This is a genomic window from Flexivirga sp. G2 (assembly GCF_055397625.1).
This window is the reverse complement of the sequence record NZ_AP039675.1, coordinates 1136691-1161866: the sequence shown is the minus strand read 5'-3', so window position 1 is coordinate 1161866 and position 25176 is coordinate 1136691. Positions and strand designations below refer to the sequence as shown.

General features: G+C 64.9%; 21 protein-coding genes. 6 read left to right on the top strand and 15 right to left on the bottom strand.

Annotated elements, in window-relative coordinates; genetic code table 11:
• Positions 1 to 19: 19 nt before the first annotated feature.
• The 5 genes from ACZ50J_RS05720 to ACZ50J_RS05700 form a co-directional block, all read right to left on the bottom strand.
• On the bottom strand, positions 20 to 433 hold the full coding sequence (locus tag ACZ50J_RS05720) for a VOC family protein (protein ID WP_464300305.1): 414 nt from the start codon (positions 431 to 433) through the stop codon (positions 20 to 22).
• 372 nt (positions 434 to 805) lie between these two features.
• Positions 806 to 1834, bottom strand: coding sequence for a hemolysin family protein (locus ACZ50J_RS05715; protein WP_464300304.1), 1029 nt, complete (start codon positions 1832 to 1834; stop codon positions 806 to 808).
• Entirely contained in the window at positions 1831 to 3153 is a 1323-nt protein-coding gene (locus ACZ50J_RS05710; RefSeq protein WP_464301319.1) for a hemolysin family protein, read from the bottom strand. The genes ACZ50J_RS05715 and ACZ50J_RS05710 overlap by 4 nt, the downstream gene beginning before the upstream one ends.
• 112 nt (positions 3154 to 3265) lie before the next feature.
• A complete protein-coding gene (locus ACZ50J_RS05705) occupies positions 3266 to 3841 on the bottom strand; it encodes a PadR family transcriptional regulator (RefSeq protein ID WP_464300303.1) in 576 nt (191 codons plus the stop codon).
• Between the two features lie 64 nt (positions 3842 to 3905).
• Entirely contained in the window at positions 3906 to 4745 is an 840-nt protein-coding gene (locus tag ACZ50J_RS05700; RefSeq protein WP_464300302.1) for a DUF4097 family beta strand repeat-containing protein, read from the bottom strand.
• A gap of 307 nt (positions 4746 to 5052) precedes the next feature.
• Here ACZ50J_RS05700 and ACZ50J_RS05695 point away from each other — a divergent pair, with 307 nt between their 5' ends.
• From ACZ50J_RS05695 to ACZ50J_RS05685, 3 genes are all read left to right on the top strand, one after another.
• The gene (locus ACZ50J_RS05695; RefSeq protein ID WP_464300301.1) at positions 5053 to 6417 is read left to right on the top strand and encodes a sugar transferase; all 1365 of its coding nucleotides are present in this window, start codon (positions 5053 to 5055) and stop codon (positions 6415 to 6417) included.
• 4 nt (positions 6418 to 6421) lie between these two features.
• Positions 6422 to 7729: a PqqD family peptide modification chaperone gene (locus ACZ50J_RS05690; RefSeq protein WP_464300300.1), complete on the top strand. Its 1308-nt coding sequence runs from the start codon at positions 6422 to 6424 to the stop codon at positions 7727 to 7729.
• 197 nt (positions 7730 to 7926) lie between these two features.
• On the top strand, positions 7927 to 11769 hold the full coding sequence (locus ACZ50J_RS05685; protein WP_464300299.1) for a multifunctional oxoglutarate decarboxylase/oxoglutarate dehydrogenase thiamine pyrophosphate-binding subunit/dihydrolipoyllysine-residue succinyltransferase subunit: 3843 nt from the start codon (positions 7927 to 7929) through the stop codon (positions 11767 to 11769).
• Positions 11770 to 11952: 183 nt separating this feature from the next.
• Here the strand turns inward: ACZ50J_RS05685 and ACZ50J_RS05680 are convergent, their stop codons facing one another.
• The 5 genes from ACZ50J_RS05680 to ACZ50J_RS05660 form a co-directional block, all read right to left on the bottom strand.
• Positions 11953 to 12765, bottom strand: a complete 813-nt coding sequence (locus ACZ50J_RS05680; RefSeq protein ID WP_464300298.1) for an ABC transporter permease — start codon at positions 12763 to 12765, stop codon at positions 11953 to 11955.
• Positions 12766 to 12823: 58 nt separating this feature from the next.
• Positions 12824 to 13669, bottom strand: coding sequence for an ABC transporter permease (locus ACZ50J_RS05675; protein WP_464300297.1), 846 nt, complete (start codon positions 13667 to 13669; stop codon positions 12824 to 12826).
• Positions 13669 to 14802, bottom strand: a complete 1134-nt coding sequence (locus ACZ50J_RS05670) for an ABC transporter ATP-binding protein (RefSeq protein WP_464300296.1) — start codon at positions 14800 to 14802, stop codon at positions 13669 to 13671. Before ACZ50J_RS05670 ends, ACZ50J_RS05675 begins: the two co-directional genes overlap by 1 nt.
• Positions 14783 to 15970 (bottom strand): polyamine ABC transporter substrate-binding protein, encoded by a 1188-nt coding sequence (locus ACZ50J_RS05665; RefSeq protein ID WP_464300295.1) that lies wholly within the window; start codon positions 15968 to 15970, stop codon positions 14783 to 14785. Before ACZ50J_RS05665 ends, ACZ50J_RS05670 begins: the two co-directional genes overlap by 20 nt.
• A 398-nt stretch (positions 15971 to 16368) precedes the next feature.
• Complete coding sequence (locus ACZ50J_RS05660) at positions 16369 to 17757, bottom strand: flavin monoamine oxidase family protein (protein ID WP_464300294.1); 1389 nt, start codon at positions 17755 to 17757, stop codon at positions 16369 to 16371.
• Between the two features lie 201 nt (positions 17758 to 17958).
• On the opposite strand from ACZ50J_RS05660, the gene ACZ50J_RS05655 reads away from it, so the two are divergent.
• Genes ACZ50J_RS05655 through ACZ50J_RS05645 form a run of 3 tightly spaced genes read left to right on the top strand, consistent with a single transcriptional unit; the run spans position 17959 to position 19554 of the window.
• Positions 17959 to 18135 carry a DUF6104 family protein gene (locus tag ACZ50J_RS05655; RefSeq protein WP_464301318.1) on the top strand — a complete coding sequence of 59 codons (177 nt, stop codon included), beginning with the start codon at positions 17959 to 17961 and terminating at the stop codon, positions 18133 to 18135.
• A gap of 2 nt (positions 18136 to 18137) precedes the next feature.
• Positions 18138 to 18806 carry a GDSL-type esterase/lipase family protein gene (locus ACZ50J_RS05650; RefSeq protein ID WP_464300293.1) on the top strand — a complete coding sequence of 223 codons (669 nt, stop codon included), beginning with the start codon at positions 18138 to 18140 and terminating at the stop codon, positions 18804 to 18806.
• A 58-nt stretch (positions 18807 to 18864) separates the two neighbouring features.
• A complete protein-coding gene (locus ACZ50J_RS05645; RefSeq protein WP_464300292.1) occupies positions 18865 to 19554 on the top strand; it encodes a class I SAM-dependent methyltransferase in 690 nt (229 codons plus the stop codon).
• On the opposite strand, the gene ACZ50J_RS05640 is transcribed toward ACZ50J_RS05645, so the two are convergent.
• The 5 genes from ACZ50J_RS05640 to ACZ50J_RS05620 are packed head-to-tail and all read right to left on the bottom strand — an operon-like array spanning position 19518 to position 25143.
• Positions 19518 to 20612 carry a glycosyltransferase gene (locus tag ACZ50J_RS05640; protein ID WP_464300291.1) on the bottom strand — a complete coding sequence of 365 codons (1095 nt, stop codon included), beginning with the start codon at positions 20610 to 20612 and terminating at the stop codon, positions 19518 to 19520. The genes ACZ50J_RS05645 and ACZ50J_RS05640 overlap by 37 nt on opposite strands.
• On the bottom strand, positions 20585 to 21388 hold the full coding sequence (locus ACZ50J_RS05635) for a polysaccharide pyruvyl transferase family protein (protein WP_464300290.1): 804 nt from the start codon (positions 21386 to 21388) through the stop codon (positions 20585 to 20587). The genes ACZ50J_RS05640 and ACZ50J_RS05635 overlap by 28 nt, the downstream gene beginning before the upstream one ends.
• A 2-nt stretch (positions 21389 to 21390) precedes the next feature.
• Entirely contained in the window at positions 21391 to 22872 is a 1482-nt protein-coding gene (locus ACZ50J_RS05630; RefSeq protein ID WP_464300289.1) for a lipopolysaccharide biosynthesis protein, read from the bottom strand.
• Positions 22869 to 24203 (bottom strand): O-antigen ligase family protein, encoded by a 1335-nt coding sequence (locus ACZ50J_RS05625; RefSeq protein WP_464300288.1) that lies wholly within the window; start codon positions 24201 to 24203, stop codon positions 22869 to 22871. The genes ACZ50J_RS05630 and ACZ50J_RS05625 overlap by 4 nt, the downstream gene beginning before the upstream one ends.
• Position 24204: 1 nt before the next feature.
• A complete protein-coding gene (locus ACZ50J_RS05620; RefSeq protein WP_464300287.1) occupies positions 24205 to 25143 on the bottom strand; it encodes a hypothetical protein in 939 nt (312 codons plus the stop codon).
• Positions 25144 to 25176 lie beyond the last annotated feature (33 nt).

Here is a 25176-nt window from a genome sequence, read left to right as displayed (position 1 = left end):
CCAAAACTAAAGAAGCTGATCACTGCACCAGCAGGCAGAACGGATGGCCTGCCGGATCGGCGAGCACGTAGAGCGGCTCGCCGCCGTCGGCCGACCGGTCGTGCAGAACGGTGGCACCCAGCTCGAGAGCGCGAGCCCGATGGCGCTCCAGTTCGGCGACCGTGGGCACCCGGAAATCCATGTGCATCTGCATCGGCACGTCCTCGGCCGGCCAGGTCGGCGGGGTCGTGTCGCGCTTCTGCTGCACGGTCAGCACCCGCTGTTCCGCGTCATCGAGCAGCACAAGCCAGTCGGCATCGTCGGGCGTCCCGTCGGTCGGCGGCTCCTCCCCGGCCCGATAGTGCAGCCCGAGCAGTTGCCGGTAGAACTCGGCGAGCGCCCGGCAGTCCCGGGCATCGATCGCCGTGTGCAGCAGGACGGGGTATGCCGACATGGGCTTCTCCTCGATCGGAAGTCCCTCGTCACGCTAGTACGGCCGGGGCGCGAGCAAGGGTCCCGAAAGCAACTCCTTGAGGAGCTTGTGAGGCACGAACAAGCGTCTCGAAGGGAGCACGCGGTTTCGAGACGCTCCCCCGCTGCGCTCCTCCGCTCCTCAACCACCTCAATCACAGCTCCTTGAGGAGCTTGTGAGGCACGAGCAAGCGTCTCGAAGGAAGCACGCGGTTTCGAGACGCTCCCCCGCTGCGCTCCTCCGCTCCTCAACCACCTCAATCACAGCTCCTTGAGGAGCTTGTGAGGCACGAGCAAGCGTCTCGAAAGGAGCACGCGGTTTCGAGTCACCCGCTACTTGACCGGCTTCGGGTGGCTACCGCTGGGTGGCGTCGTCGACCTCACCGACGAGTTCCTCGAGCACGTCCTCAAGGAAGACCACGCCGAGCACCTTGGTCGCAGCACTGTCCACGACTCGGGCGAGATGCGCGCCGCTGCGCTGCATGGTGACGACCATGTCGTCGACCTCGTCGGTCGGTGACACGGTCGCCAGCGGCCGGATGCGTCGTGGCGGCACCGGCTCGGCATAGGCCTCGTCGGTCGCGTAGAGGACGTCCTTGAGGTGCACGTAGCCGGCGATGACACCGCGACGATCGAGGACGGGATACCGCGAGAAGCCGTGCTTGGCGACGAGTCGCTCGATCTCCTCGGGAGTGGCGCCGACGTTCACGGTGACCAGCTCGTCGACCGGCACCGCGACGTCCGCGGCAACTCGATCGGTGAATTCCAGCGCACCCTGCACCCGCGCCGACTGCTCCTCCGGCAACAGGCCCTCACGCTGTGATTCGGCCACGATGAGCTCGACCTCTTCGGCCGAAAAGGCTGATGTCGCTTCGTCTTTCGGCTCGACGCCGAGACGACGAACCGCCCACTTGGCGATCGCCTCGAGCGCCCGGATGATCGGCCGCAGCACCCGCGTGACCCACAGCAGGGCCGGCGCCAGCAGCAACGCCGCCCGGTCCGGGCCGGCGATGGCGAGGTTCTTCGGGACCATCTCACCGAGCACGACGTGCAGGTAGGCCACGATGAGCAGCGCCAGCAACAGCGCCACCACCGTCGCCATACCGTGCGGCGCTCCGATGCCGGTGAAGATCGGCTCGATCAGGTGGTGCAGCGCGTCCTCGGCGACCGCACCCAACAGCACCGAGCACACCGTGATGCCCAGCTGTGCACAGGCCAACAACGACGAAACGTTCTCCAACGCCTCGAGACTCAGCTTCGCGCGCTTGGAGCCCGTGGCCGCCAGCGGCTCCAGTTGCGAGCGCCGCGCGGCCATCACCGCGAACTCGGCACCGACGAAGAACGCGTTGCCCAGCAGGAAGATCAACGACAGCAGGAGGTTCATCCGCTCTCCCCCTCCGTCTCTTCGGGTATGACGGGGGCGATCCGCACCCGGTCGACGCGCCGGCCGTCCATGGCGACCACCCGCAGTGACCACCCGTCGAGCGTGACCTCGTCACCGACCTGCGGCACCCGGCCCACCCTCGCCATGACGAAGCCGCCGACGGTCTCGTAGTAGGCACCCTCCGGAATCGTCGCGCCGATGCGGTCGTGCACCTCGTCCGGCCGCCAGAGGCCCGGAACCGTCCAACTGCCGTCCGGGAGAAGGCGACTCACGTCCACCCGCGGGTCGTGCTCGTCGCTGACCTCGCCGACGATCTCCTCGATGACGTCCTCGAGTGTGACGACGCCGGAGGTGCCGCCGTACTCGTCAACCACGATCGCCAGCTGGAATCCACCGGCGCGCAACAACAGCAGCAGTGGGTCGAGCAGCATCGTCTCCGGGACGAGCACCGGTTTGATCATCAACGCGGTCACCGGCACGTCGTCACGACGGTCCTGCGGCACCGCGATGGCCTTCTTGACGTGGACGACTCCGACCACGTCGTCCCAGTCGTTGCCGATGACCGGGAACCGCGAATGTCCAGTGTTACGAGCCAGATCCACGACGTCGGTCGCGGTGGCGTCGCGTTCGACATACACGCAGCGAACGCGCGGACTCATGACGTCGGAGGCGGTCCGCTCACCGAAGTTGAGCGACCGGGTGAGCAGTCGCGCGGTCCCCTCCTCGAGCGTGCCGGCCTCCGCCGAACGACGCACCATCGAGGACAGCTCCTGCGGTGTGCGCGCCGCGCTCAACTCCTCCTGCGGCTCGATGCCGAACCTGCGCAGGACGGCGTTCGCCGACCCGTTGAGTATGACGATCAACGGCTTCGTCACCGTCGCGAAGATCCGCACCGGCCCGGCGACGATCTTCGCGACGCCCAGCGGCGCGGAGATGCCGAGGAACTGCGGGATCAACTCACCGAAAATCATCGAGAAGAGCGACGCGATCACCAGCGCGAGCACGGTGGCGATCGCCGCGGCGGCGGTCCCCGAGATGCCGATGGACTCGAGCGGACCTTCCAGCAACGAGCCGAGCGACGGCTCGACCAGATAACCGAGCACCAGCGTGGTGATGGTGATGCCGACCTGGGCCGCGGAGAGTTGGGTCGACAACCGCCGCAGCGACGCCAGCACGACACCCGCCCGACTGTCGCCGTCGTCGACGGCACGCTGCACCGTCGGGCGGTCGAGCGCGACCAGGCTGAATTCCGCGGCAACGAAAAGGGCGGTGCCGACGGTCAGCACGACCCCGGCGAGGATGAGGAGCCATTCCAGCAACATGTCGCGCACATACTTTCATGCGTACGGCGAATTGCCCGTATCCGCGGGTGGCGCCGGAGGGTCTCGATACGCGGCTCGTCCCTCGCCGCTACTCGACCACCTTCGTCGGCTACTTCAGGAGATCGATCTGACGTTGCGCCTCGTGCACGATCCGCAACGCTTCGGTGCGCACCATCTCGGTCGTATGCCGCGAGCGCACCAATTTGCGTGCGCTCTGCCGCAGTTCGTTGATCGCGACCTCGAAATCGCTGGTGTTACGAGCGCCGGTCGCCGTGCCCGTTGCCGGCCTGGCGGCCCGCCGGGCCTCCTGGGCGGCAGCCTTCAACTCGGCGCGGAGGTCCGCCGCGTCGCCCTTGACCCGGGAGCGGACCGCCTCGGCAAGTTGGCTCACCGATCTGTCGAGATCGTCCTGCAGGTCGCCCAGGTCGGACTCGCGTGCGCTCACCTCGGCACGTCCGGCATCGGTGATCGTGTAGGTCACCTTCCGCCCGTCGTCACTGCGACTGACCAGCCCCTCCTCCTCGAGCTTGGCGAGGCGTGGATAGACGGTGCCGGCACTCGGCGTGTAGAGCCCGTTGAAGCGCTGCTCGAGATCGCGCATGATCTCGTAACCGTGCCGCGGCCCCTCGTTCAGCAACGACAGCAAGTACAAGCGCAACTGCCCGTGCGCGAAAACCGGACTCATACCGACCCCCTCGTTCCTCGGGCGTCGCCATTCGACTGCGTCGTCGTTCCTTCGCTTCGCTCACTCATGACAGATCCTTGGTGAGGTCGGGACCCCCCTGCGCGGCTCGGAGGACGACCACGTCGCCCGACACCGACGACGCCTCCAGCCGCAACGACTCGTCGCCGTCCCGCGCCTCTCCGCCGCGATGCCACTTCCCACCGAGCTTCACCCCGTCGACGATCGCGGCACCGCTCATCGTCGAGACGTTCACGCGGTAGCCACCGCCGCTCGGCACGCGCACGGTCACGTCACCGGAGACGGTGTTGGACTCGACCCGCGTGCTGTTGTTGGTCAGATCGAGCGTGATGTCACCGGAAACACCGTTGAGTTCGATCGGGTCCAGGAAGCTGTCGTGCACGGTGATGCTGCCCGAGACGGTGTTCGCCTCCAGCCGCCCACGCAATTGGTGCCCCTCGAAAGTGCCTGACACACCGTTGATTTCCATCCGACCGTCGATGTCGTCGGCCGTCACGTCGCCGCTGACCGTGTTGAGCGAGGTCCGAGCGTGTATGCCGCTCACCACCGTCCCGGCGCTCACCGTGTTGATGTCGGTCCGAGCGTCGTTCGGTATGGCGACCGAGACGCGCGCCTTGATCTGCATCGACCCGCCGAAGCCCTTCAGCGCCTCCCACAGGTTGCCGCCGCTGTGTTTGACGTGGCTGATCTCCAGCTTGTGGCCGTTCCAGGTGACCTTGAGCGGCGGACCCACGACCTCCTGGACCTCCACCTGCGCGGTCGGCGAGTCGTGTGTCACGACGTCGATGTGCCCGCCGACGAGGGCCACGGTCAACCGGTCGACGCGCTCGCCCTCGCCACCGATGTCGAGCACCTTCGGTCCGTCGATCTCCCATTGCTGCGCCACGTCGATACTCCTCTTCGACAATCACGACATATCGCGTCTATGAAAACACGATATGTCGCAATTTACAACGTTGGGGCAATCCCCCACATTCGCTACATCCTGTCCTGAACGACCCGATAACATCCGGCGTGGGAGGACGGCAGTTCGTACAGCGGACTGCCACAGCACGCGGGAGGTGTCGGTGCAGGTCGCTAACTCAGCGAGTTCGGATCATGTCGGTCGCCCGACTCCGCTCAACACCACCCATGCCCGAGCGCGCACCCAGCGTCGACGCCTACAGCGACTCGTAGCCATCCTCGACTTCGCCATGATCGCCGTCGCCATCTCCCTCGCCGTCGCGCTGCGCTTCGGCGAGAACGCCGATGCCCGCGTGGGCGGCGGTTCGGAGGCCTTCGGCTACACCACGTTCTCGGTGCTGCTCGCCATCGCCTGGGTCGCGGGGTTGCACGCGATGCAGTCCTACCGTGAGGAACTCTTCGGAGTCGGTGACGACGAATTCCGTAGGGTCGCGCGCGCAACCTTCTGGGTCTTCGGAACCATCGCGATCATCGCGCTGCTCACCAAGCTCGATCTCGCCCGCGGATACCTCGCGATCGCGTTCCCGCTGGGACTCATGCTGCTGTTGGCCGAGCGGGCGCTGGTCCGCCGCTGGATCATTCAGCACCGGGTCGCGGGCGAGTACTGCGATCAGACGTTGATCATGGGCACACCACCGGAGATCCGGCGCACCGCCTCGATCATCGCGCGCAGTCCGGCTGCGGGATACCGAGTGACGGCGGTCTCCGTCATCGGTACCGAACCCGGACCCTTCGTGCTGTCCGACGGGACCGAAGTCGACAACCTCGGCGCGATCGACGACGTCGGGACGCTGGACGGAACGGTCGACTGCCTGATCGTCGCCGGTCAGAGCGCTATCTCACCGAACGAGCTCCGGCAGATCGGTTGGCAACTCGAAGGCACCGGCATCCGATTGGCGCTCACCAGCCACATGACCGATGTCGCCGGCCCCCGCATCCACCGCCGCCCGATCGAGGGCCTGCCCCTCATGAGCGTCGAGTCCCCGACATACTCCGGGCGGAAATTTGCGGTCAAGCGTGCCCTCGACATCGCGCTCAGCGCCGGAGCGCTGGTGGTCTTCTCGCCGGTGCTCGCCGTCATCGCCGCCGGCGTCTACCTGGAGGACCGTGGCCCGGTCCTCTTCCGGCAGGTACGAGTCGGCGTCAACGGACGCACGTTCCGGATGACGAAGTTCCGCTCCATGGTCGTCAATGCCGAGAAACTGCGTGACGAGCTCGTGCCCGACGACCCCACGGGTGTCCTCTTCAAGATGAAGAAGGATCCGCGCATCACCCGGGTCGGCAGATTCATCCGGACCTATTCCCTGGACGAGCTGCCACAGTTGTTCGACGTGCTGTTCGGACACATGTCACTGGTCGGACCTCGCCCACCGCTGCCCGAGGAAGTCAGCCGTTACGAGAAGCACGTGCACCGTCGCCTCAACGTGAAACCGGGAGTCACCGGGCCGTGGCAGGTCGGTGGTCGTTCGAACCTCACCTGGGAGCAGAGCGTGCAGAAGGACCTCTACTACGTCGAGAACTGGTCGGTCGTGGGCGACCTGGCCATTCTTGTCAGAACCGTCAAGGCGGTTGCGCAACGGGACGGAGCGCACTGAACCGATGTCGGACACCGAACGTATGCCGATGCGGCAGGGCGTCAACCTGGCCACGGCGTTGTGCCAGGCAGTCGCGGACGAGGTCGGCGTCCCCGTCCTGTTCCTGAAGGGACCCGCCGCAAGTCTGCAAGGCCTGCGACCGGCCGGGCACGTTTCCGGCGATGTCGACGTCATGTGTCGGCCGGCCGATCAGGGAGCCATGGCGGCCGGGCTTCGTTCCCGCGGGTGGCGCCTGCGACCGGTCTCCACCGCGGCCCGCGAGTTCACCACGCACTCAATCACTTTCATCCACGATCAGTGGCCGTGCGACATCGACCTGCACACGACGTTCCCAGGCATGCTCGCCGAGCCGACGACGAACTTCGACGCGCTCTGGAAGCACCGTGAGGAGCATGTCCTCGCCGGCACGGCCGTGCAGACCCCGGACCGTAGCGGCCAGTTCCTCATCCTGCTGCTGCACGGCCTGCGCTCACCCGACCTGGCCCGCAACGTCCAGCAAATCAGCGCCGCACGTGCGACATACACGGGGCAGTTGACTCCGCACGAGCGGTCCATGGTGCGGCAGCTCATCGCCGACACGGCTTCCGCGGAGCCGACCCAGGACTTCTTTCGGGAGCTCGGCGAACGAGTCGACGTTCCGACTCGGCCTTCGGCGGAGTACGCACTCTGGAAGCTGAAGACCGGTCCGAGCCGCACCGAGAGCTGGCTGGTCCACGCATTGCGCGCGCGAGGTTCCGAGCGCTTCCGGATCCTCTTCCGAGCGGCGGTTCCGTCGCGCGAGGACATGCATGCCGACCACCCGGAGAGCGTCGGGAGTGTATGGCGCCTGATCCGTGCTCACGGGCAGCGGCTGCACCGGGCCGCGCGGCTGACGCCCCACGCGCTGCGACAGGTGGCTCGGGCACGCCGGGCCCTTGACGCGCCCGAATCCGCCGGAGCGCAGGCTGTCGACCCCCTGACGGGCCCGTCCTCGCCGCTGCCCCAGCCGACCCGAGCCGATCGACCCGGCCGCGCTGATGCTCGCTCCACCGAGGATGCAACCACCGCAGCGATCGCCCGGCACGCCGCCGAATGGGCCGACGATCACGAGACACTGTTCGTGCTCCCCCTGGCGTCCGGCACCTCGCGAGTGCTGGCGTTGAAAGGTACGGCCGCCGTCCTGTGGACCCTTATCCAGGAGTCCGGCACGTCGGTGGACGAGCTCGCCGACGCGGCCGCAGCACGTTGGGAGATGTCGCCGGGAGAGCTGCGTGACGACGTCGAAGTCTTCTTGGCGCAACTCGTCGACTGCGGCGCCCTGCTCGCAGCGTGAGCCCGCTCGGCCGACCTGTCGACACGCCGCGTATGTCGCGGAATCCGGCTATAGCACACGCCGCTGACCTGCTGTGGCTTCCAACTGCGTGAGCGTTAGGCTGGCCCTGTATGGCGATCCCCGTCGTCATGCACCAGAACCGCACAGCCGACCCTCAGCACGGCTGTGCCGACCTTTGATGAAAGAGGCGCATTCGCGTGTCATCCCAGTCGCCTGACCCGCTCGCGACATTCGGACCCAATGAATGGCTCGTTGACGAACTCTACGAGCAGTACAAAGAAGACAAGAACTCCGTCGACAAGGCGTGGTGGAGCTTCTTCGCGGACTATCAGCCGAGGACGCCGGGCACGCAGTCCGGCAACGGCCAGCAGTCAGCCACGACGACGTCGGGGACGAGCGACGCGGCAGCTGCGAAGGCACCGGCTCAGGACACGAGCACGACTGCCGACGGCACGACCCCGGACGCCGCGAGCAGCACCAGCACCGTCGAGCCGCCCAAGGGCGCGGCGCGGCAGAAGCCGAAGGACGCACCGCGGCCCAACCCCCGCGACTGGGAGCTGAAGAACGCCAAGGTCATCGCGCGTGACGCGGCGACCCCGAAGGTCCCGGACGTCGACCCTGCCGAGGACCAGACCGTTCCGTTGAAGGGCGTTGCCGCGCGCATCGTCACCAACATGGAGGCCAGCCTCGAGGTCCCGACCGCGACCAGCGTGCGCGCCGTCCCGGCGAAGCTGCTGATCGACAACCGGATCGTCATCAACAACCACCTGTCCCGCAGCCGCGGCGGCAAGGTCAGCTTCACCCACCTGATCGGCTACGCGATCATCCGCGCACTGAAGCTCATCCCGGAGATGAACTACGCCCTCGGCGAGGACGAGAAGGGCAAGCCGACCCTGGTCAAGCCGGGTCACGTCGGCTTCGGCCTGGCCATCGACCTGCAGAAGGACGACGGCTCGCGCACCCTCGTCGTGCCCAGCATCAAGGGCGCCGAGGAGATGGACTTCGCGCAGTTCTGGGCGTCATACGAGGAAATGGTCCGCAAGGCGCGCGGCAACAAGCTGACGATCGACGACTACGCCGGCACCACGATCAGCCTGACCAACCCGGGCGGCATCGGCACCGTGCACTCGATCCCCCGCCTGATGAAGGGCGCGGGCGCGATCATCGGCGTCGGCGCGCTGGAATACCCCGCGGAGTGGCAGGGAGCCAGCAAGGACACGCTCAACGACAACGCGGTCAGCAAGATCATCACGCTGACCTCCACCTACGACCACCGCGTCATCCAGGGCGCTGTGTCGGGTGAGTTCCTGCGCGTGGTCCACCAGCTGCTGCTCGGCGGCGACGGCTTCTACGACGAGATCTTCCAGTCGTTGAAGATCCCCTACGAGCCGATCCGCTGGGTCCAGGACATCGACGCCGGACACGACGACGACATCAACAAGGTCGCCCGCGTCCAGGAGCTCATCCACTCCTACCGCGTGCGCGGCCACCTGATGGCCGACACGGACCCACTGGAGTACAAGCAGCGTCGGCACACCGACCTCGACGTCACCACGCACGGCCTCACCCTGTGGGACCTCGACCGCACCTTCCCGACCGGTGGGTTCGGCGGCAAGCCGTTCCTGAAGCTGCGCGAGATCCTCGGCATCCTGCGGGACGCCTACTGCCGCTCGATCGGCATCGAGTACATGCACATCCAGGATCCCGAGCAGCGGGCCTGGGTGCAGAGCAAGGTCGAGAAGGGCTACGAGAAGCAGTCCAGCGCCGAGCAGCTGCGCATCCTGCGCCGCCTGAACGCCGCGGAGGCCTTCGAGACCTTCCTGCAGACCAAGTTCGTCGGCCAGAAGCGCTTCTCACTCGAGGGTGGCGAGTCGGTCATCGCGATGCTCGACCGGATCATCTCCGAGGCCGCCGACAGCAAGATGGACGAGGTCTGCATCGGTATGCCGCACCGCGGCCGCCTCAACGTGCTGGCCAACATCGCCGGCAAGTCCTACGGGCAGATCTTCCGCGAATTCGAGGACCAGCAGTCACCGAAGTCGGTGCAGGGTTCGGGCGACGTGAAGTACCACCTCGGCACCGAGGGCACGTTCACCTCCGACGCCGGCAACAGCACCAGCGTCTACCTGGCGGCCAACCCCTCGCACCTCGAGGCGGTCAACCCGGTGCTGGAGGGCATCGCCCGCGCCAAGCAGGACCGCATCAACCTGGCCGGCGCCGACTTCACGGTGCTGCCGATCCTGATGCACGGTGACGCGGCGTTCGCCGGTCAGGGCATCGTCGCCGAGACGCTCAACCTGTCGCAGCTGCGCGGCTACCGCACGGGCGGCACGATCCACATCGTGGTCAACAACCAGGTGGGCTTCACGACCGCACCGTCGCAGAGCCGCAGTTCGACATACAGCACGGACGTCGCCCGGATGATCCAGGCGCCGATCTTCCACGTCAACGGTGACGACCCCGAGGCGTGTGTCGGCGTCGCGGAGCTGGCGTTCGAATACCGGCAGAAGTTCAACCGCGACGTCGTCATCGACATGGTCTGCTACCGCCGCCGTGGTCACAACGAGGGCGACGACCCGTCGATGACCCAGCCGATGATGTACAAGCTCATCGAGTCCAAGCGCAGTGTCCGCAAGCTCTACACCGAGGCCTTGATCGGCCGTGGCGACATCACGCCGGAGGAGGCCGAGGGCGCGCTGAAGGACTACCAGAAGCAGCTCGAGCGAGTCTTCACCGAGACCAAGGCCGCCAAGAGCGAGTCCTCGGCCCCGGCCGCCGACAGCTCGGTCGGCACCGACGCCGAGGGCCACGGTGGCCTGGAGCGCCCGTCCGCACAGGAGGAGGACGACACCCGCGCCGACGGCAGTGTCTTCGACACCGCGATCAGCAGCGACGAGTTGCTGACCATCGGCAAGACCTGGGCGAGCCCGCCGGACGGCTTCACCGTCCACCCGAAGCTGGCCAAGCTGATGCAGCGCCGCGCGGACATGACCACCAGCGGCGGCATCGACTGGGCGATGGGCGAGATGCTCGCGTTCGGTTCGCTGCTGATGGAGGGCACCCCGGTGCGTCTCGCCGGTCAGGACAGCCGACGCGGCACCTTCGTGCAGCGTCACTCGGTGCTGATCGACCACACCAACGGCAACGAGTGGACGCCGCTGCGCTACCTCTCGCAGGACCAGGCGTGGTTCTGGGTCTACGACTCGCTGCTCAGTGAGTATGCCGCGCTCGGCTTCGAATACGGCTACTCCGTCGAGCGCCCGGACGCCCTCGTGTTGTGGGAGGCGCAGTTCGGCGACTTCGTCGACGGCGCCCAGACCATCATCGACGAGTTCATCAGCTCCTCGGAGCAGAAGTGGACCCAGCGTTCCTCGGTCGTGCTGCTGCTGCCGCACGGTTTCGAGGGCCAGGGCGCCGACCACTCCTCCGCACGCATCGAGCGCTTCCTGCAGATGTTCGCCGAGGACAACATGACGATCGCCTACCCGTCGACGCCGGCGTCATACTTCCACCTGCTGCGTCGTCAGGCGGCGGCTCGCCCGCGCAAGCCGCTGATCGTCTTCACCCCGAAGCAGCTGCTACGCCTGAAGGCCGCGACCTCCAACACGGAGGACTTCACCAACGGTCGCTTCCGTCCGGTGATGTCCGACCACGAGTCGCCGAAGCCGGAGGACGTGACGCGCGTGCTGTTGGCGTCGTCGCGTGTGGTCTACGACCTGGAGGCCGAGCGCGCGAAGCGCGGCGACACGCAGACCGCGATCGTCCGCGTCGAGCAGCTCGCGCCGATCCCGGCCAAGGAGATCGCCGAGGAGCTGCGCAAGTACCCGCACGCCGAGATCGTCTGGGTGCAGGACGAGCCGAAGAACCAGGGCGCCTGGCCCTTCATGGCACTCAACCTGCCCGAGCTGCTCGCTCCGCTCGGCGAGTCCCGCCCGATGCGGCTGGTCTCCCGTCCGGCAGCGGCAGCCCCGGCCACCGGCTCGCACAAGCGCCACGACGAGCAGCGTGACCAGCTGATGAAGCAGGCCTTCGACCGCTGATCCTCACCCCGCTGGTCGAGTAGCGACTGGCGGAGCGAAGCGGGGGAAGTCGCGTATCGAAACCAAGGGGGCCGCACACCACCCGGTGTGCGGCCCTTCTGTCTTGCGTTATCAGTCCGGCCGGAGTGGACTCGGCAACAACTCCCAACGGTCGGGACTTACTGGCACGTGGGAGTATGCCGGTCAGGCCTTGACGCGCTTGGACCGCCGGCTGAACACGTCACCCAGCAACACCAGGACCACCGCCAGCAGGAACATGATCGTGCCGATCACGTTGACCTGCATGGGAACTCCGCGCTGCGCCGAGCCCCAGACGAACATCGGGAATGTCGTGGTCTGGCCGGCGTTCAGGTTGGTGATGATGAAGTCGTCGAACGACAACGAGAAACTCAGCAGCGACGCCGCGAGGATGCCGGGCAGGACCAGCGGGAAGGTGACCCGCCAAAAGGCTTGCCGTTCATTGGCATACAGGTCCATGGCCGCACTCTCGAGATCCTCGTTCATGCCGCCGAGACGCGCCTTGACGGTGACGATGACGAACGACAGACAGAACATGACGTGCGCGATCAGGATGGTGATCCCGCCGAGGTGAGCGCTCTGGTGCAGCGACACGAAGAGCGCCAGCAGCGACGAACCCATCACGATCTCCGGCGACGCCATCGGCAGGAAGATCACGATGTTGGCCAACGACCGACCGGCGAACTTGTGCCGCACCAGCGCGAACGCGGCCATCGTGCCGATCGCGACGGAGATCAAGGTGGCGACGACGCCGATCCACAGGCTGGTCTTCAGCGACGAGCACATCCCCTGCGGCGCGCAGATGTTGGTCCAGTTGTTCGTCGTGAAGCGTTGGAACGAATACAGATTGCGGTTCTTGCTGCTGTCGTTGAAGCTCATCAGGATGACGACGGCGATCGGCAGCAGCATGTAGGCCAGCACCAGCAGACCGATGACCAGCGCGAACTTGTCGGCAACGAAACGGCGCAGGGTTCTCATTCCGGGGCCCCCGCGAAGTATCGGAGCGACGAAGGAGCGGAGAACTTCGTGGGGTGGTTCATACCAGGTCCTCCGTGCCGCTCTTACGGATCCAGATCATCACCATCACCAGGATGATCACCATCAACACGACCGACAGCGCACCGGCAGCGGCGTAGTCGTTGCTGGTGGTGAAGAGGTCTTGTATGACGTTGCCGACCATCCGCTGGTTCGGACTGCCGAGCAGCTGCGCGTTGATGTAGTCACCGGTCGCGGGGATGAACGTCATCAGCGTCCCGGACACGACACCGGGCAGTGACAGCGGGAAGGTGACCTTCCAAAACGCTTTGGCCGGAGTGGAATACAGGTCTCCGGCTGCCTCGATGAGCCGCGGGTCCATCTTCTCCAGGCTGGCGTAGAGCGGCAGCACCATGAACGGCAGGAAGTTGTAGGTGAGGCCCGCGATGACCGCGACCGGCGTGGCCAGCAGGTGCCCGTCGTGGCCGAGCACGTGGACGGTCTTCAGCGAGTTCACGATGACCGAGTCGTCACCCAGGATCAGCTTCCAGGACAAGGTCCGCACCAGGAAGCTGGTGAAGAACGGCGCGGCGACCAGCACCAGCAGCAGGTTGCGCCACCTGCCGGCCTTGAACGCGATCGCATAGGCCAGCACGTAGCCCATCAGCAGGCACAGCAGGGTCGCGATGACGCCATACACCAGCGAGCGCAGGATGAACGGCCAGTACTTGTCGATGACGTGCGGGAAGTTCTGCACGTGCCACGTCATGTGGTAGCCGGTGTTGATCGAACCCTTGGGGTTGAAGAGGCTCGCGGCGACCAGCGAATAGAACGGTATGACGAAGAACAACCCCAGCCAGAGGGCTGCCGGGGCCAGCAGCAGGTAACCGGTGTACTTGCGTTTCATCAGTCGTCCTGGATGCCGGCGTTGACGTCCTGGCTGGCGTCGAGCAGGAACGCGTACTCCGGGCGCCACGACACCGAGACCTTGGTGCCGGTCGGCAGGACGCCGCGAGCGCCGGTGTTCTGCTCGAACGCCATCAGCTCCTGGCCCCACGGCATACGCACTTGGTACTGCGTACTGACGCCGATGAAGCTGGCGTCGGTGATCACGCCACCGCTGAGCGAGTTGCCGGGTGCGTCGATGGTTTCGCCCTCGGGTGCGACCAGCACCTTCTCCGGGCGTATGCCGAGCCAGCCCTCCCCCGAGTCGCTGTGCGCACGATCGACCGGCACCGACACCTTGGTGCCGTGCATGTCACCGACCACGAACTCACCCTCGTGACCGTGGATCGTGGTGGCGATCAGGTTGGACTGACCGAGGAAGTTCGCGACGAACGTGGTCTTCGGATTCTCGTAGAGCTCGCTGGGTGCGCCCATCTGCTCGATGACTCCGCCATTCATCACCGCGATGGTGTCGGCCATGGTCATGGCCTCCTCCTGATCGTGGGTGACGTGCACGAAGGTGAGACCGACCTCGGTCTGAATCCGCTTGAGTTCCAACTGCATTGCGCGACGCAGTTTCAGGTCCAGTGCTCCGAGCGGTTCGTCGAGCAGGAGCACCTCGGGGCGGTTGATCAGCGCACGGGCGAGCGCCACGCGCTGCTGCTGACCACCGGAGAGCTGGGCCGGTTTCTTCTTCGCCTGTGGCTGCAGCTCGACCAGCTCGAGCATCTGGTCGACGGCCGACTTCACTTCCTTCTTGCCACGTCGCCGCAGTCCGAACGCGACGTTGTCGGCGATGGTGAGGTGCGGGAAGAGCGCATAACTCTGGAAGACGGTGTTGACCGGTCGCCGGTAGGGCTTGTCGTAGGTGATGTCGAGATCGCCGAGGTGGATGGTGCCCGAGGTCGGCCGCTCGAGGCCGGCCACCATCCGCAACGTCGTGGTCTTGCCGCAGCCGGACGGGCCGAGCAGCGCGAAGAAGGAACCCTGCGGCACGACCAGGTCGAGCGACTTCACGGCGGTGAAAGTGGCGAATTCCTTTGTCAGCTGCGAGATTCGCAGGTCCCTGCCACCCTCATCCGCCTTGGACGTCATTGAAGTCTCCCTTGTAGTCGCGCTCTTTGTATTCGGGCAGGGTCATGAAGGAGTGGGTCTGTTTCAGCGTCTTCTCGGAGGGGAAGATCAGTTGGTTGTCGACGAGTGACTTGTCGACCTTCGCCATCGCCTCCTGCGCACCCTTCACCGGGCAGATGTAGTTGTTGTATGCCGCCAGGCGCGCGGCGACTTCCGGCTCGTAGTAGTAGTTGATCCACTCCTCGGCGTTCATCTCGTGCTGCGCCATGTTCGGGACCAGCATGTTGTCGGACCAGATCATGGCGCCCTCCTCGGGCGTCACGAAGACGAGGTTCTTGTCACCCGACGCGGCGATGTCACCGGACCACGCGATGGACGCCTTGAGGTTCCCGGCCGACAGGTCGTTGATGTAGTCGTTGCCGGTGAAGGCGCGAATCTGACCGCTCTCCCGGGACTTTCGCAGTTTCTCGATCGCGCGCTGCCACTCGGCGTCGGTGAACTTCGACGGGTCGGCACCGTCGGACAGCAGCACCAGACCCATCGTGTCCGGCATCTCGATGAGCACCGAGATCCGCCCGTTCAGGTCGCTGCGGGTCAGCAGGTCGGTGACGTTGTGCACGCCCTTGGGCAGCACCTTCTTGTTGTAGGCGATGCCGGCCAGGCCGCCCTGCCATGGCGCGGAGTACTTGCGCGTCGGGTCGAAGTCGACGTTGCGGTACTGGTCGAGCAGGTTCTTGTGCAGGTTGGGCACCTTCGCCGCGTCGAGCGGCTGGATCCAGCCGAGGTCGATCATCCGGGCGGCCATCCAGCCGGTGAGGACCATCAGGTCACGGCCGGTGCTCTGACAACCACCGAGCTGGTTCTTGACCTTGGCGAAGAACTCGTCGTTGTCGTTGATGTCCTCGGTGTAGGTCACCCTGATGCCGGTCTGGGCCTCGAAGTCCTGCATCGTGGTCTTGGTCTTCGAGCCCTTCTCCGGCTGGTCGATGTAGAGCGGCCAGTTGGAGACGTAGAGCCGCTTGTCCGAGGACCGGTCGCGCACCCGGCACGACGACGGGCTCTGCTTGAGACTGGGCGTGCCGAAGGCCGGCAATACGGCGACGCTGCCGAGCCCGAAGGCACCGGCAGCACCCCATTTGAGGACAGAGCGTCGGTCGACAGAACGCGACGCACCGGAGGATCTGGTCAAGGGATGCCCTTCCGAGGAGGATCCGAAGAATCCTGGCATGGCCACCTGCCGCCGACAACCAAGTCACGGATTTCGTTGCCTTCGTGATCAAACCATGGACACGGCCCGGAATGGCGCCATTTTTCAGCCGCGGAATTCGCACCTACTGCGGGTTGAGTAGGGCGAGGAACGAGCCCGTGTCGAAACCCCGCCCCTCCAAGGTGGTTGAGGAGCAGCGAGGCGCTGGCCGAGCCGCGTCTCGAAACCCCGCCCCTCCAAGGTGGTTGAGGAGCGGCGAGGCGCTGGCCGAGCCGCGTCTCGAAACCCCGCGGGTCTCGATACACCTCCCCCGCTTCGCTCCTCCGGCACTCGACCAGCTTTGATTGCCTACCCTTCGATCCGCCGCTCGTGCCTCGCGGCTACTCAGGACGACGCTCGACCAGCTCGAGTCGCCTGATCACTTCACCGGCCGCCCGGTCGGCGGCATCGACCGCGCCCTCCATGTAACCGCTCCAGTGCGTGGCGGTCTCGGTCGACGCCCAATGGATCGGCCCGATGGGCGGGGTCAGCGCGCGCCCGAAGTTGGTCCACACCAGCGGCCCCATGTTCGCGTTGTAACACCCACGGGTCCATTGCCGGTCGGACCACTCGCCGTCGACATAGTGCGTCGGCTCGGCCGCTCGCGGGCCGAAGTGCCGCACCGCTTCCGCGATCAGCGCCGCGCGACGCTCGGCCTCCGGCCACCGCCCGAAGGTACGTGCCTGCTCGCCCTCCAGGAAGAGCAGCAACTGCCCGTATGACGCGTCGGCCGGACTCGTGTCGTTCGACATACGCGACGGTCCGAGGTCCGAAATAAGTTGTCCGCTCAGCCCGTTCGCGCGCCAGAAGGGTTCGTCATACGTGAGAAACGCCTTCATGGCGGAGGCCTGCGGCATCCGCTGGGTGAGTTGGTCGCGGACGCCGGGCAGCGGCGGGTCGTACATGATGCGCGCGCCGAGCGTCGGTGCGAGCGCGACGATCACGCGTCGGGCGCGGACGACCAGTCCCCCGCGGCAGTGGACCGTCACCGACTCGGGCGTGTGCTCGATGAGCATGACCGGCTGCCCGAGCCTCACCCGCTCCCCCAACTGGTCGGCGAGCGCCTGCGGGATCCGGCTGCTGCCACCGACGAAGCGGGTCGTCTGCGCGCCGCCCTCGGACTCGGCGAACAGTTGCGCTCCGACGCCGCAGGTCTGCAGGTTGTAGAGCATGTCGAGCAGCGACACCTCGGCCATGGGGACCGCGAGGATGCCGACCGTGCAGATCTCGAGCAGCCGCTCGGCGACCGGTGGCAGCTGCTGTGCGGCCAGCCACTGTGCGGCGGTGATCGCGTCCCATTCGGCGGCGTGCTCGGCATCCCACGGTGCGTCGAGCGGGACCTGCTGGGAGAGCCGGTCCAGCTCGGCGAGAGCCTGATCGAGCGCGGTCAGCTCGGTGGCGTGCATGCCGTGGAAGTCGTTCTCCCGCTGCACCGGCGCACCGAGCAGCTCGTAGGTCGCCTCGCCCTCCTCGAACTGCGCGAACGTGTCGACCCCGAGTTCCGCCGCCAACGCACGCATCCGGTGGTGGGTGTCGCCGATCCACTGCGCCCCGATCTCGACGTCGACACCCGGCGCGACCTGCTGGGTGAGGATCCGCCCGCCGACCCGGTCATCGGCCTCCAGCACGATCGGCTCCAGCCCGGCACGAAGCACTTCACGTGCGGCATACAGACCGGACAAGCCGGCGCCGACGACGACAACGTCAGCAGAAACAGGTGTCTCGGACATCGCGACCCTCCCGACAGCAACCAGCGGCGCGCTCATCATGCCCGACGACAGAGGTGGTTGAGGAGCGGCGACGAACGCGAGTCGGTCGAGTAGGGCGAGGAACGAGCCCCGTATCGAGACCACGAAGGCAAGATGGTTGAGGAGCGGCGAGGAACGAGCCGCGTCTCGAAACCTCCCCACCGCGGTTATACATTCTCAAGCGTGTACTTCACGGACCGTGGCATCGAAGAACTCGCCCAGCGACGCGGCGATGAGGAGGTCAGCCTCGGCTGGCTGGCCGATCAAATGCGCACATTCGTCGATCTGAACCCCGAATTCGAAACCCCTGTGGAGCGACTCGCGACGTGGCTTGCCCGCCTCGACGACGAGGATGAGTGAGAATGTCCCACGTGACAAACCACCACGACGGCAGCGAACCCGAGTTCAGTCCCACTGCTCGCTTTCACGTCACCGAAGGCGACCGCAAGGTCGGCTTGTGCTTCGTGGGCGACTCTTTCGTCGCAGGCTTGGGCGACCCGAAGGCTCTCGGCTGGGTTTCCCGTGTCGTGGCCCGCACCCCGCATTCGGGCATCGACCTCGCCAGTTACAACCTCGGCATACGGGGCCAGAGCTCGACCGACGTGCTCGCCCGCTGGCAGAGCGAGTGCGAGCCGCGGTGGGAGAAGGCCAACGAACGTCGCCTGGTGGTCAGTGTCGGCCTCAATGACATCGCGCAGGGTCTGACGACCGCACGCTCGCGGCTCAACCTCGCGAACATCCTGGACGACGCCTCGTCCTCCGCGATCTCCTCGTATGTCGTGGGCCCCTCCCCGACGATCGACGCCGAGACCAACGACCGGCTGCAGACCCTCGTCGACGCACAGGCCGACGTCTGCTCACGCCGCGGCGTCACGTATGTCGACTGCTTCCGCCCGCTGCTCGGCCACGACCAGTGGCACGCGGACCTGGCGTCCGGTGACGGCATGCACCCCGGCCAGGCCGGCTACGGCCTCATCGCGTGGCTCGTTCTGCACGCCGGCTGGCAGAGCTGGCTGCAGCTCGACGCGTAAGTTCGCGTTTGACCGCGTCTCGCTCCAACAAGCGCGTAGCGGCACGTATCCTCCTCCCATGGATCCGATGATCGCTCGACTGAAGCGCCGTGCGCGCCGTCGATTGAAGCCGCAAGATTGCAAGGAGACCTACACCCAGCAGGTCCTTGAATCACGCAGTGATCCGGTCTATCTCGAGATCGGCGTACGAGACGGCGACAGCTTCCGAGCGGTGACCGCGGCGAAGAAGATCGGCATTGATCCGTACCAGCACAAGTCCATGACGAGGCTCCGCGATGGCGAGCAGTTCTTCAACAAGCCTTCGGACGAGTTCTTCGCCGAGGACGCTGACCGGGTCCTCAAGGACAACCCCATCGACGTCGGCCTTGTCGACGGCCTGCACTGGTTCGAGCAGGCGCTGCGGGACGTCCTCAACATCGAGCGCTATTCGGCTCCGGGGGCAGTGATTCTGCTGGACGACATGAACCCGAAGACCCGCGAACTGCAGGATGTTTTCATTCAGGGACAGGCCTGGAATGGCGACGTCTGGAAGATCGGTGCCTATATTCAGGCAGAACGCCCCGATCTCGACTTCGTCACCATCGACGCCGATCAGGGTGTCGGTGTGATCAGCAACCTCAATCCGTCGGCGCCATGGCCGACGGCCGAGACGTTGAAGAAATACGACGAGCTCACATACGACTACCTAGATGCACACCGTCGAGAGGTTCTTCAGTTGCGGCCGCCGACCGAACCGCTCGTGGTCTGATCACTGTTTCGCATCGACTCGGCTAGCTTGAATTCAGGGCCGAAGCCGTAGGCCTCCCAGTGCGCAGCGAGTGCATCGGGCCACTCGCGGGCCGACAAATTCGGACTCTGGCGAGGCCGCTGTTCACGCGCTGCATCGACGACGGTCGTGAGTGAAGCCGCGGTCAGCGGAGGTCGGTACCGAAAGACCCAGCCTGGTCCGACCTCGTCCTCAACCTGGCGGGTCATCGGGCTGTCAGGAACTACGACGGGTCGAGCCAAGGAAAGTGCCGCGAGGAGGGCACCAGAATTCTCCATTCGGAGGTACGGGAGGACAACGACCTCCGATTGCTCGATCTCCTTGACCAGCGCTGCGTCAGACAGAAGCTCGATCTGCGCGGAGACATCTGAACGAGCTTCGACGGCAGCCTCGATCCTGGACACAAGTGCCGGATCTACGCCATGCCCGGCGAGTCGGAGGCTGATGCCCTCGAGGGCATGACCCTGCCGTGCCGTCTCGAAAGCCGACAGAAGCTGATCCACGCCTTTGTAGCTGCGAATGAGCCCGAAGAACAGCAGTCGCCCTCGAACGGTCGCTGGATCGGAACGGAACTGGTCGTAGTAGTCGCGGTAGTGGCCATGCAGAATCACTCGGTCTCGGCTGCTGGTCTCCACACCATCGTGGAGGTAGATGCGCTCACTTGTGGAGCGGTCGAGCCAGCGTGACATCCAACGCTCCATCGCGTCCGCTGGTTCGTGTGGCGTCGAGTTGTGGACGGTGCGGACAATACGGATCCCCCGCCAACGATGGGAGATTAAGAACGCGCTCAGGAGTGCCGCCTTCACGGCCCTGACGAGACACGAGCTTCCCCGCATCAGCTGTTCTGGCCAATGCACGTGAAGCACATCGATGCGTCCGATGAGCAGGCGCCGCCACGAAAAGCCCTCAACGTCAGCAGCCGACGTCAACCCACTGACGAGTTGCCGGACGTAGGGATTCATCTGGCCTGCGCCATCGAGAGTGAAGGACATCATCACAACCGGGCGCCGCATCACCGGGCCTCCGATACCGGTTGACACCACAGATCCTCCGGAAACGCCTTGAGAAGGCTCTGCGCATTCCACGCGGCCAATGGATCCTCGCGACGTCGCGCAACGGCCCGCGCGGAGTTGATCGCGGCCGCCAGCGATGCCTCCGGCTGCACCACTGATCCACCAGTGCCCTCGACATAGTCGAGGTATTTGAAGGGGTGCTCGGAGTCCGAGGTCATGAGCGCCGCAGGAATTCCGAATGCTTGTCCAATGACATATCCATGCAGAGACGAGCCCACGACGATCTCAGCGCCCGTGATCTCACGTACTACGCGGCGCCAATTCCACTGGGGATTCACGAAGTCCGCGTGACTGCGAAACTTCCATGCGTCGTGCAGGTTCGGAACTATTGCGAGCTCACGATGCTTCTCGGTAGCTCTCAACTGCGGAAACAGGATCGGAAGCAGCAGCGCTGGGTCCCCATAGACCTCTGGAGCGGCAAGGCCCCGAGCCAGGAGCCAATCGCGCGTGCGAGGTCCGCGTACTGCTCTCAGGTCCAGCCTGTCGAACGAGTACTCGCCGGCGCCGATCTTCCCGTTGACTCCTGAACCCCACACTGTGTCGCCGTCGTGCGCGAAGTGGAGCACCGAACCGACACAGAGCAGGCGCCGGTCATCACGCGAGCGAGGCTCTAACCCCCGGCTGCGACATATCGCATCGACGATGACCGGACCGAGCAGGTCGCCGAAATTGTTGCGTCGCCTTCCGAACTCATGGCCCCGGATAACCCTCGAACGGGGATTCCAGTGGACAACCTCGACCATTGCTACTTCCGTATCTTGCGAACAACATCAATGACAACGTGACGGTCGTCGACGAAACCAGGCACGGCAAAGAGCACTATGCCGTACGCGATCACGCCAAGACCAAGCCCTGCCACCACGGTCGCAGCGTTCGGGATGCCGTGCGATGTCATCAGCCGTTGGACCTCCCATGTCAGAGCGAACGCACTTATCGCCAGCACCATCGGTCGGGCAACGCCGAGGACGAGGTCGGCGGCCTTGATCCCTGCTCGACGCATCGGCAGGCAGGTGAGGACCACCCAGTTGAGGATGAAGCTGACGGTTACGGCCCAGGAGACCGCAACGATCCCGTGTGATACGGCGACCGCAATGAGCACGACCAGAATCGCTCTCGTGACGATCGAGTAGCGCAACTGGATCCCCGTCATCCCCAGCGCCATGAAGGTCCAGTAGTAGACGTAACCCAGAGCCTGAAACACGCCACCGATCGCCAACACCTGGAACACTGATGCGGACTCCGACCAGCCTGGTCCGAGGAGCATCGGTAGTAGGGCGTGCGCCAAACCGCCGGCGACTGCGAACACTCCTCCGAGCGAATACGCCAGGCACAACTGAGCCGTCCGGACCGCCCTGGAAAAGCGCCGTGGCCGCCCCTGCATCCTGGACAACACCGGCAACGCCACTCGAGTCAACGGGGTAGCGATCTGCTGTACCGGCATCTTGAGGAACTGGAAGCCCTTGTCATAGACGCCGAGCGGAATCGGGCCAAGCACCCGGCCGACAAAGAGTGAATCAACGTTTGAGCTCACGAAACTCAGCAACTGCACACCGAAGGTATTGCCACCAAAAACGACCAGTGATCTCATGGGCGCCCGGCGGGGCAGCCCCGGCGACCACTCACTCGCGCGTACGAGGACGACGAGCACGACGGCCGCTGCGGCTGCCTGCTGTGCGACAAGGGCCCAGACGCCGGCGCCCAGCACGGCGGCAATGATCGCAGTTGATACCCCGACCACCTGACTCAGGACGTCGGCGACTGCGAGTTGGGCGAACTTCAAGCTACGGGACGCGCTCGCTGAGAATTGAGCGGTCATCGCTTGCACCACGAAAACGACAGCGATAGCCGCAAGTATCGCGGACAGCTTCGGCGCGTTGAAGAAGTCTGAAACTTGCCGGCGAGACACGATGACCAAGACTGCAATGATCAGGCTGACCGAAGTGTTCAGCCAGAACAGGTTGGTTTGTTGTTGACGGCTGATGCGAGGAGCCTGAATCGTGGCAGACGAAAATCCGAAGTCCGACAAGAGCTGGGCCGCCCCCACGAAGACAAAGGCCAGTGAGTAGAGCCCGAAATCTACCGGGGACAGTATCCGCGCCAGGACGATCATCGACGCGGCTTGGAGCATGAACTTCGTCCACTGCCCTGCGAGCGTCAGCGATGCTCCGCGGACTGCGACACCACCGCCGACTCGGTGGCTTGTTGCCTGATCCGACTCCTGGGTCACAACGACCTCTGTGTCACACGGACGTGTGAGGTTTCACCTTCGACCGTACGATCATCGGAAAGCGACGACTGACCGCTGATCCGCGCAAAAAAGGCTCCAGCGACGAAGAACCACGTCACCAGCAGGAACATTGACATCATCGCCCAGCCGGTCAACAAGATCACGAGCATTCCTGGCGCGGCCATCAAAACAACAAGCGCGGCCGGGTCCTGCTTCCGTGCCCGCATGCTTCTGACAATCAATTGAACGTGCGGTATGAACATGAGTATCGCCAACGGGATCCCGATGGAGCATGCGGTGAAGAGGAATACGTTGTGCACGGGATAGCCGAGGGCCGTATCGGCCGAGAATTTCGACACGACGTCGATGTACCTGTTCGGACCCGTTCCGGTGTACGGCGACCGCCACAACTGCTCAATACCGGCCGATAGCAACTCCGGTCGCGCACCACCGTTGGGGTCTTCGGCGATTCGACTGTCGAACTGTTGAAAGAACACACCAAGGCCCACGCCGACCCCGATGACGATGATCGTGCGCAGAGTGCTGGGTATCCCGCGAGAGGCGAAGAACGCCCAGAACACGAGGAGACTGACGAGCGCGACAGTATTTGCACGACTGACCGTCATTCCGACGACCGGGATCGCAAGCGTGACACCGATATAGGCGTATTTTCGTGTAATTCTGTCCGAACTCAACGCCAGTACGAGCAGGACGACGACCATCATGAAGGCAATCTTGCTCAGGTTTGCAGGGTGCCCGATCGTACCGAAAACGCGCCCAGCGTCAGCTGTCGTCACGCGGCCCGTACTGGTCAGTTGCTCCGGGAGATGGATTCGGCGATATTCCAACACCTCAACGGCTAGTTCGATCATCAAGATCAGCGAGAAGAGTTTCGCGGTGAACCGGGTGATGTCTACGTCGTCGAACAACTCGCGCCCGACGAAGGAACCAGCGGCCCAGGCCCCAATACCCGTCAGCACCGCGATCATTCCTGACCATGATTCACTATCCGGTGCCCACACATAAAAAAGTAGTGCGAATGATCCGATGATGACGGCCCAGAACGCGCGCGGAAGCCGCGATGTCCTGTGCTCCGGCGGTGCGGTGAATATACCGATCAACGCAACGGCGACTGCGATCGTATAGGAGGTTATCGTCAAATTCGGAGTGCTCAGATCGCCGAACGTTCCTAGCGGAACCGAATTGAGTTCATGAAGAGTTCGCGGGAACAGGAACGCAAACACGGAAATGTTGAATATCGCACCCTTCACGCGACCGAGCACGAGGGGCGCAACGATGCAAATGGCCAGTACTGCGACTAGTTTTGTCATATCAGAGTCCAATATTCGCGGCCATGAGATCAGCGACACCCTGCGCGCGCACGGCCCAGGAATTCGTCCTGCAGAACGCCACGCGGTCCGGTACAGCGAGAAGCGGCGGAATCTTGAGGTCAGTCACGGTCTGGTCAGGAACAAAGCCCACCAACGGAGCCGCCCCGAGGCCGGGCGGAATCAGCGCAGTGGGCACGATTGTCGGTAGGCCCAATGCCGCGAACTGGTAGGCCTTCATGAGGTCCTGGCTCAACGTGTAGTCGTTGACGAGATGCGGTATCAGGCATACGGTCCTCGACCCCGCGACGTGTCCTAGGTCGGACACTGGCAACCAGTCAACGACCCTCAAACTCACGTCCGTACGCCGCTCGGCTTGCTTCAGGATGTCCAGCATCGCTGCGCTTGTGCCGGGTGCCCCGATCAGGACCTCACGCCAGCGACCGGAAAGCACGAAGTTGCGCAGCATGTCCCAGTCCGTGCGACCGTCCATGAAGGTCCCGAGCACGACGAGCCGCTGAAGGGAGTCGCCTGCGATCGGGACGTCGGCGAGACTGGGGTCAACTCCGTTCGGGATGATGTGGCTATCAGCAAGCCCGAGCTTGCGGGCCATGTACGAAGTGTTGACCGTGATGGTGGTGGAGGCTTCTTGCCCCACCCGGCTCATCGTGCGGTAGGTCGCACTTGCGATCGCTCGATGTAGCGGATTGATGTCCGGCGCGATCGACCAGTCGTCGTAGTAGTCACGCCAAACGGCATCTCTGACGCCGCGGAAGACCGGAGAAAGGACCGCCCATGCTCCGTCGGATCGCGGGACGGTCGGATACCAGGGCGCGCGTGCACGAATCTGGTGGGTACCGGCAGAAGGTGCTCGACCTGCGTGGACGAATACGGTCTTCTCGCTGATCAAACCCATCCGGCTGAGTTGGTTGACGAGTTGCACGGGACGCGTGTGGCGTGCCGCGTTAGGTGGCAC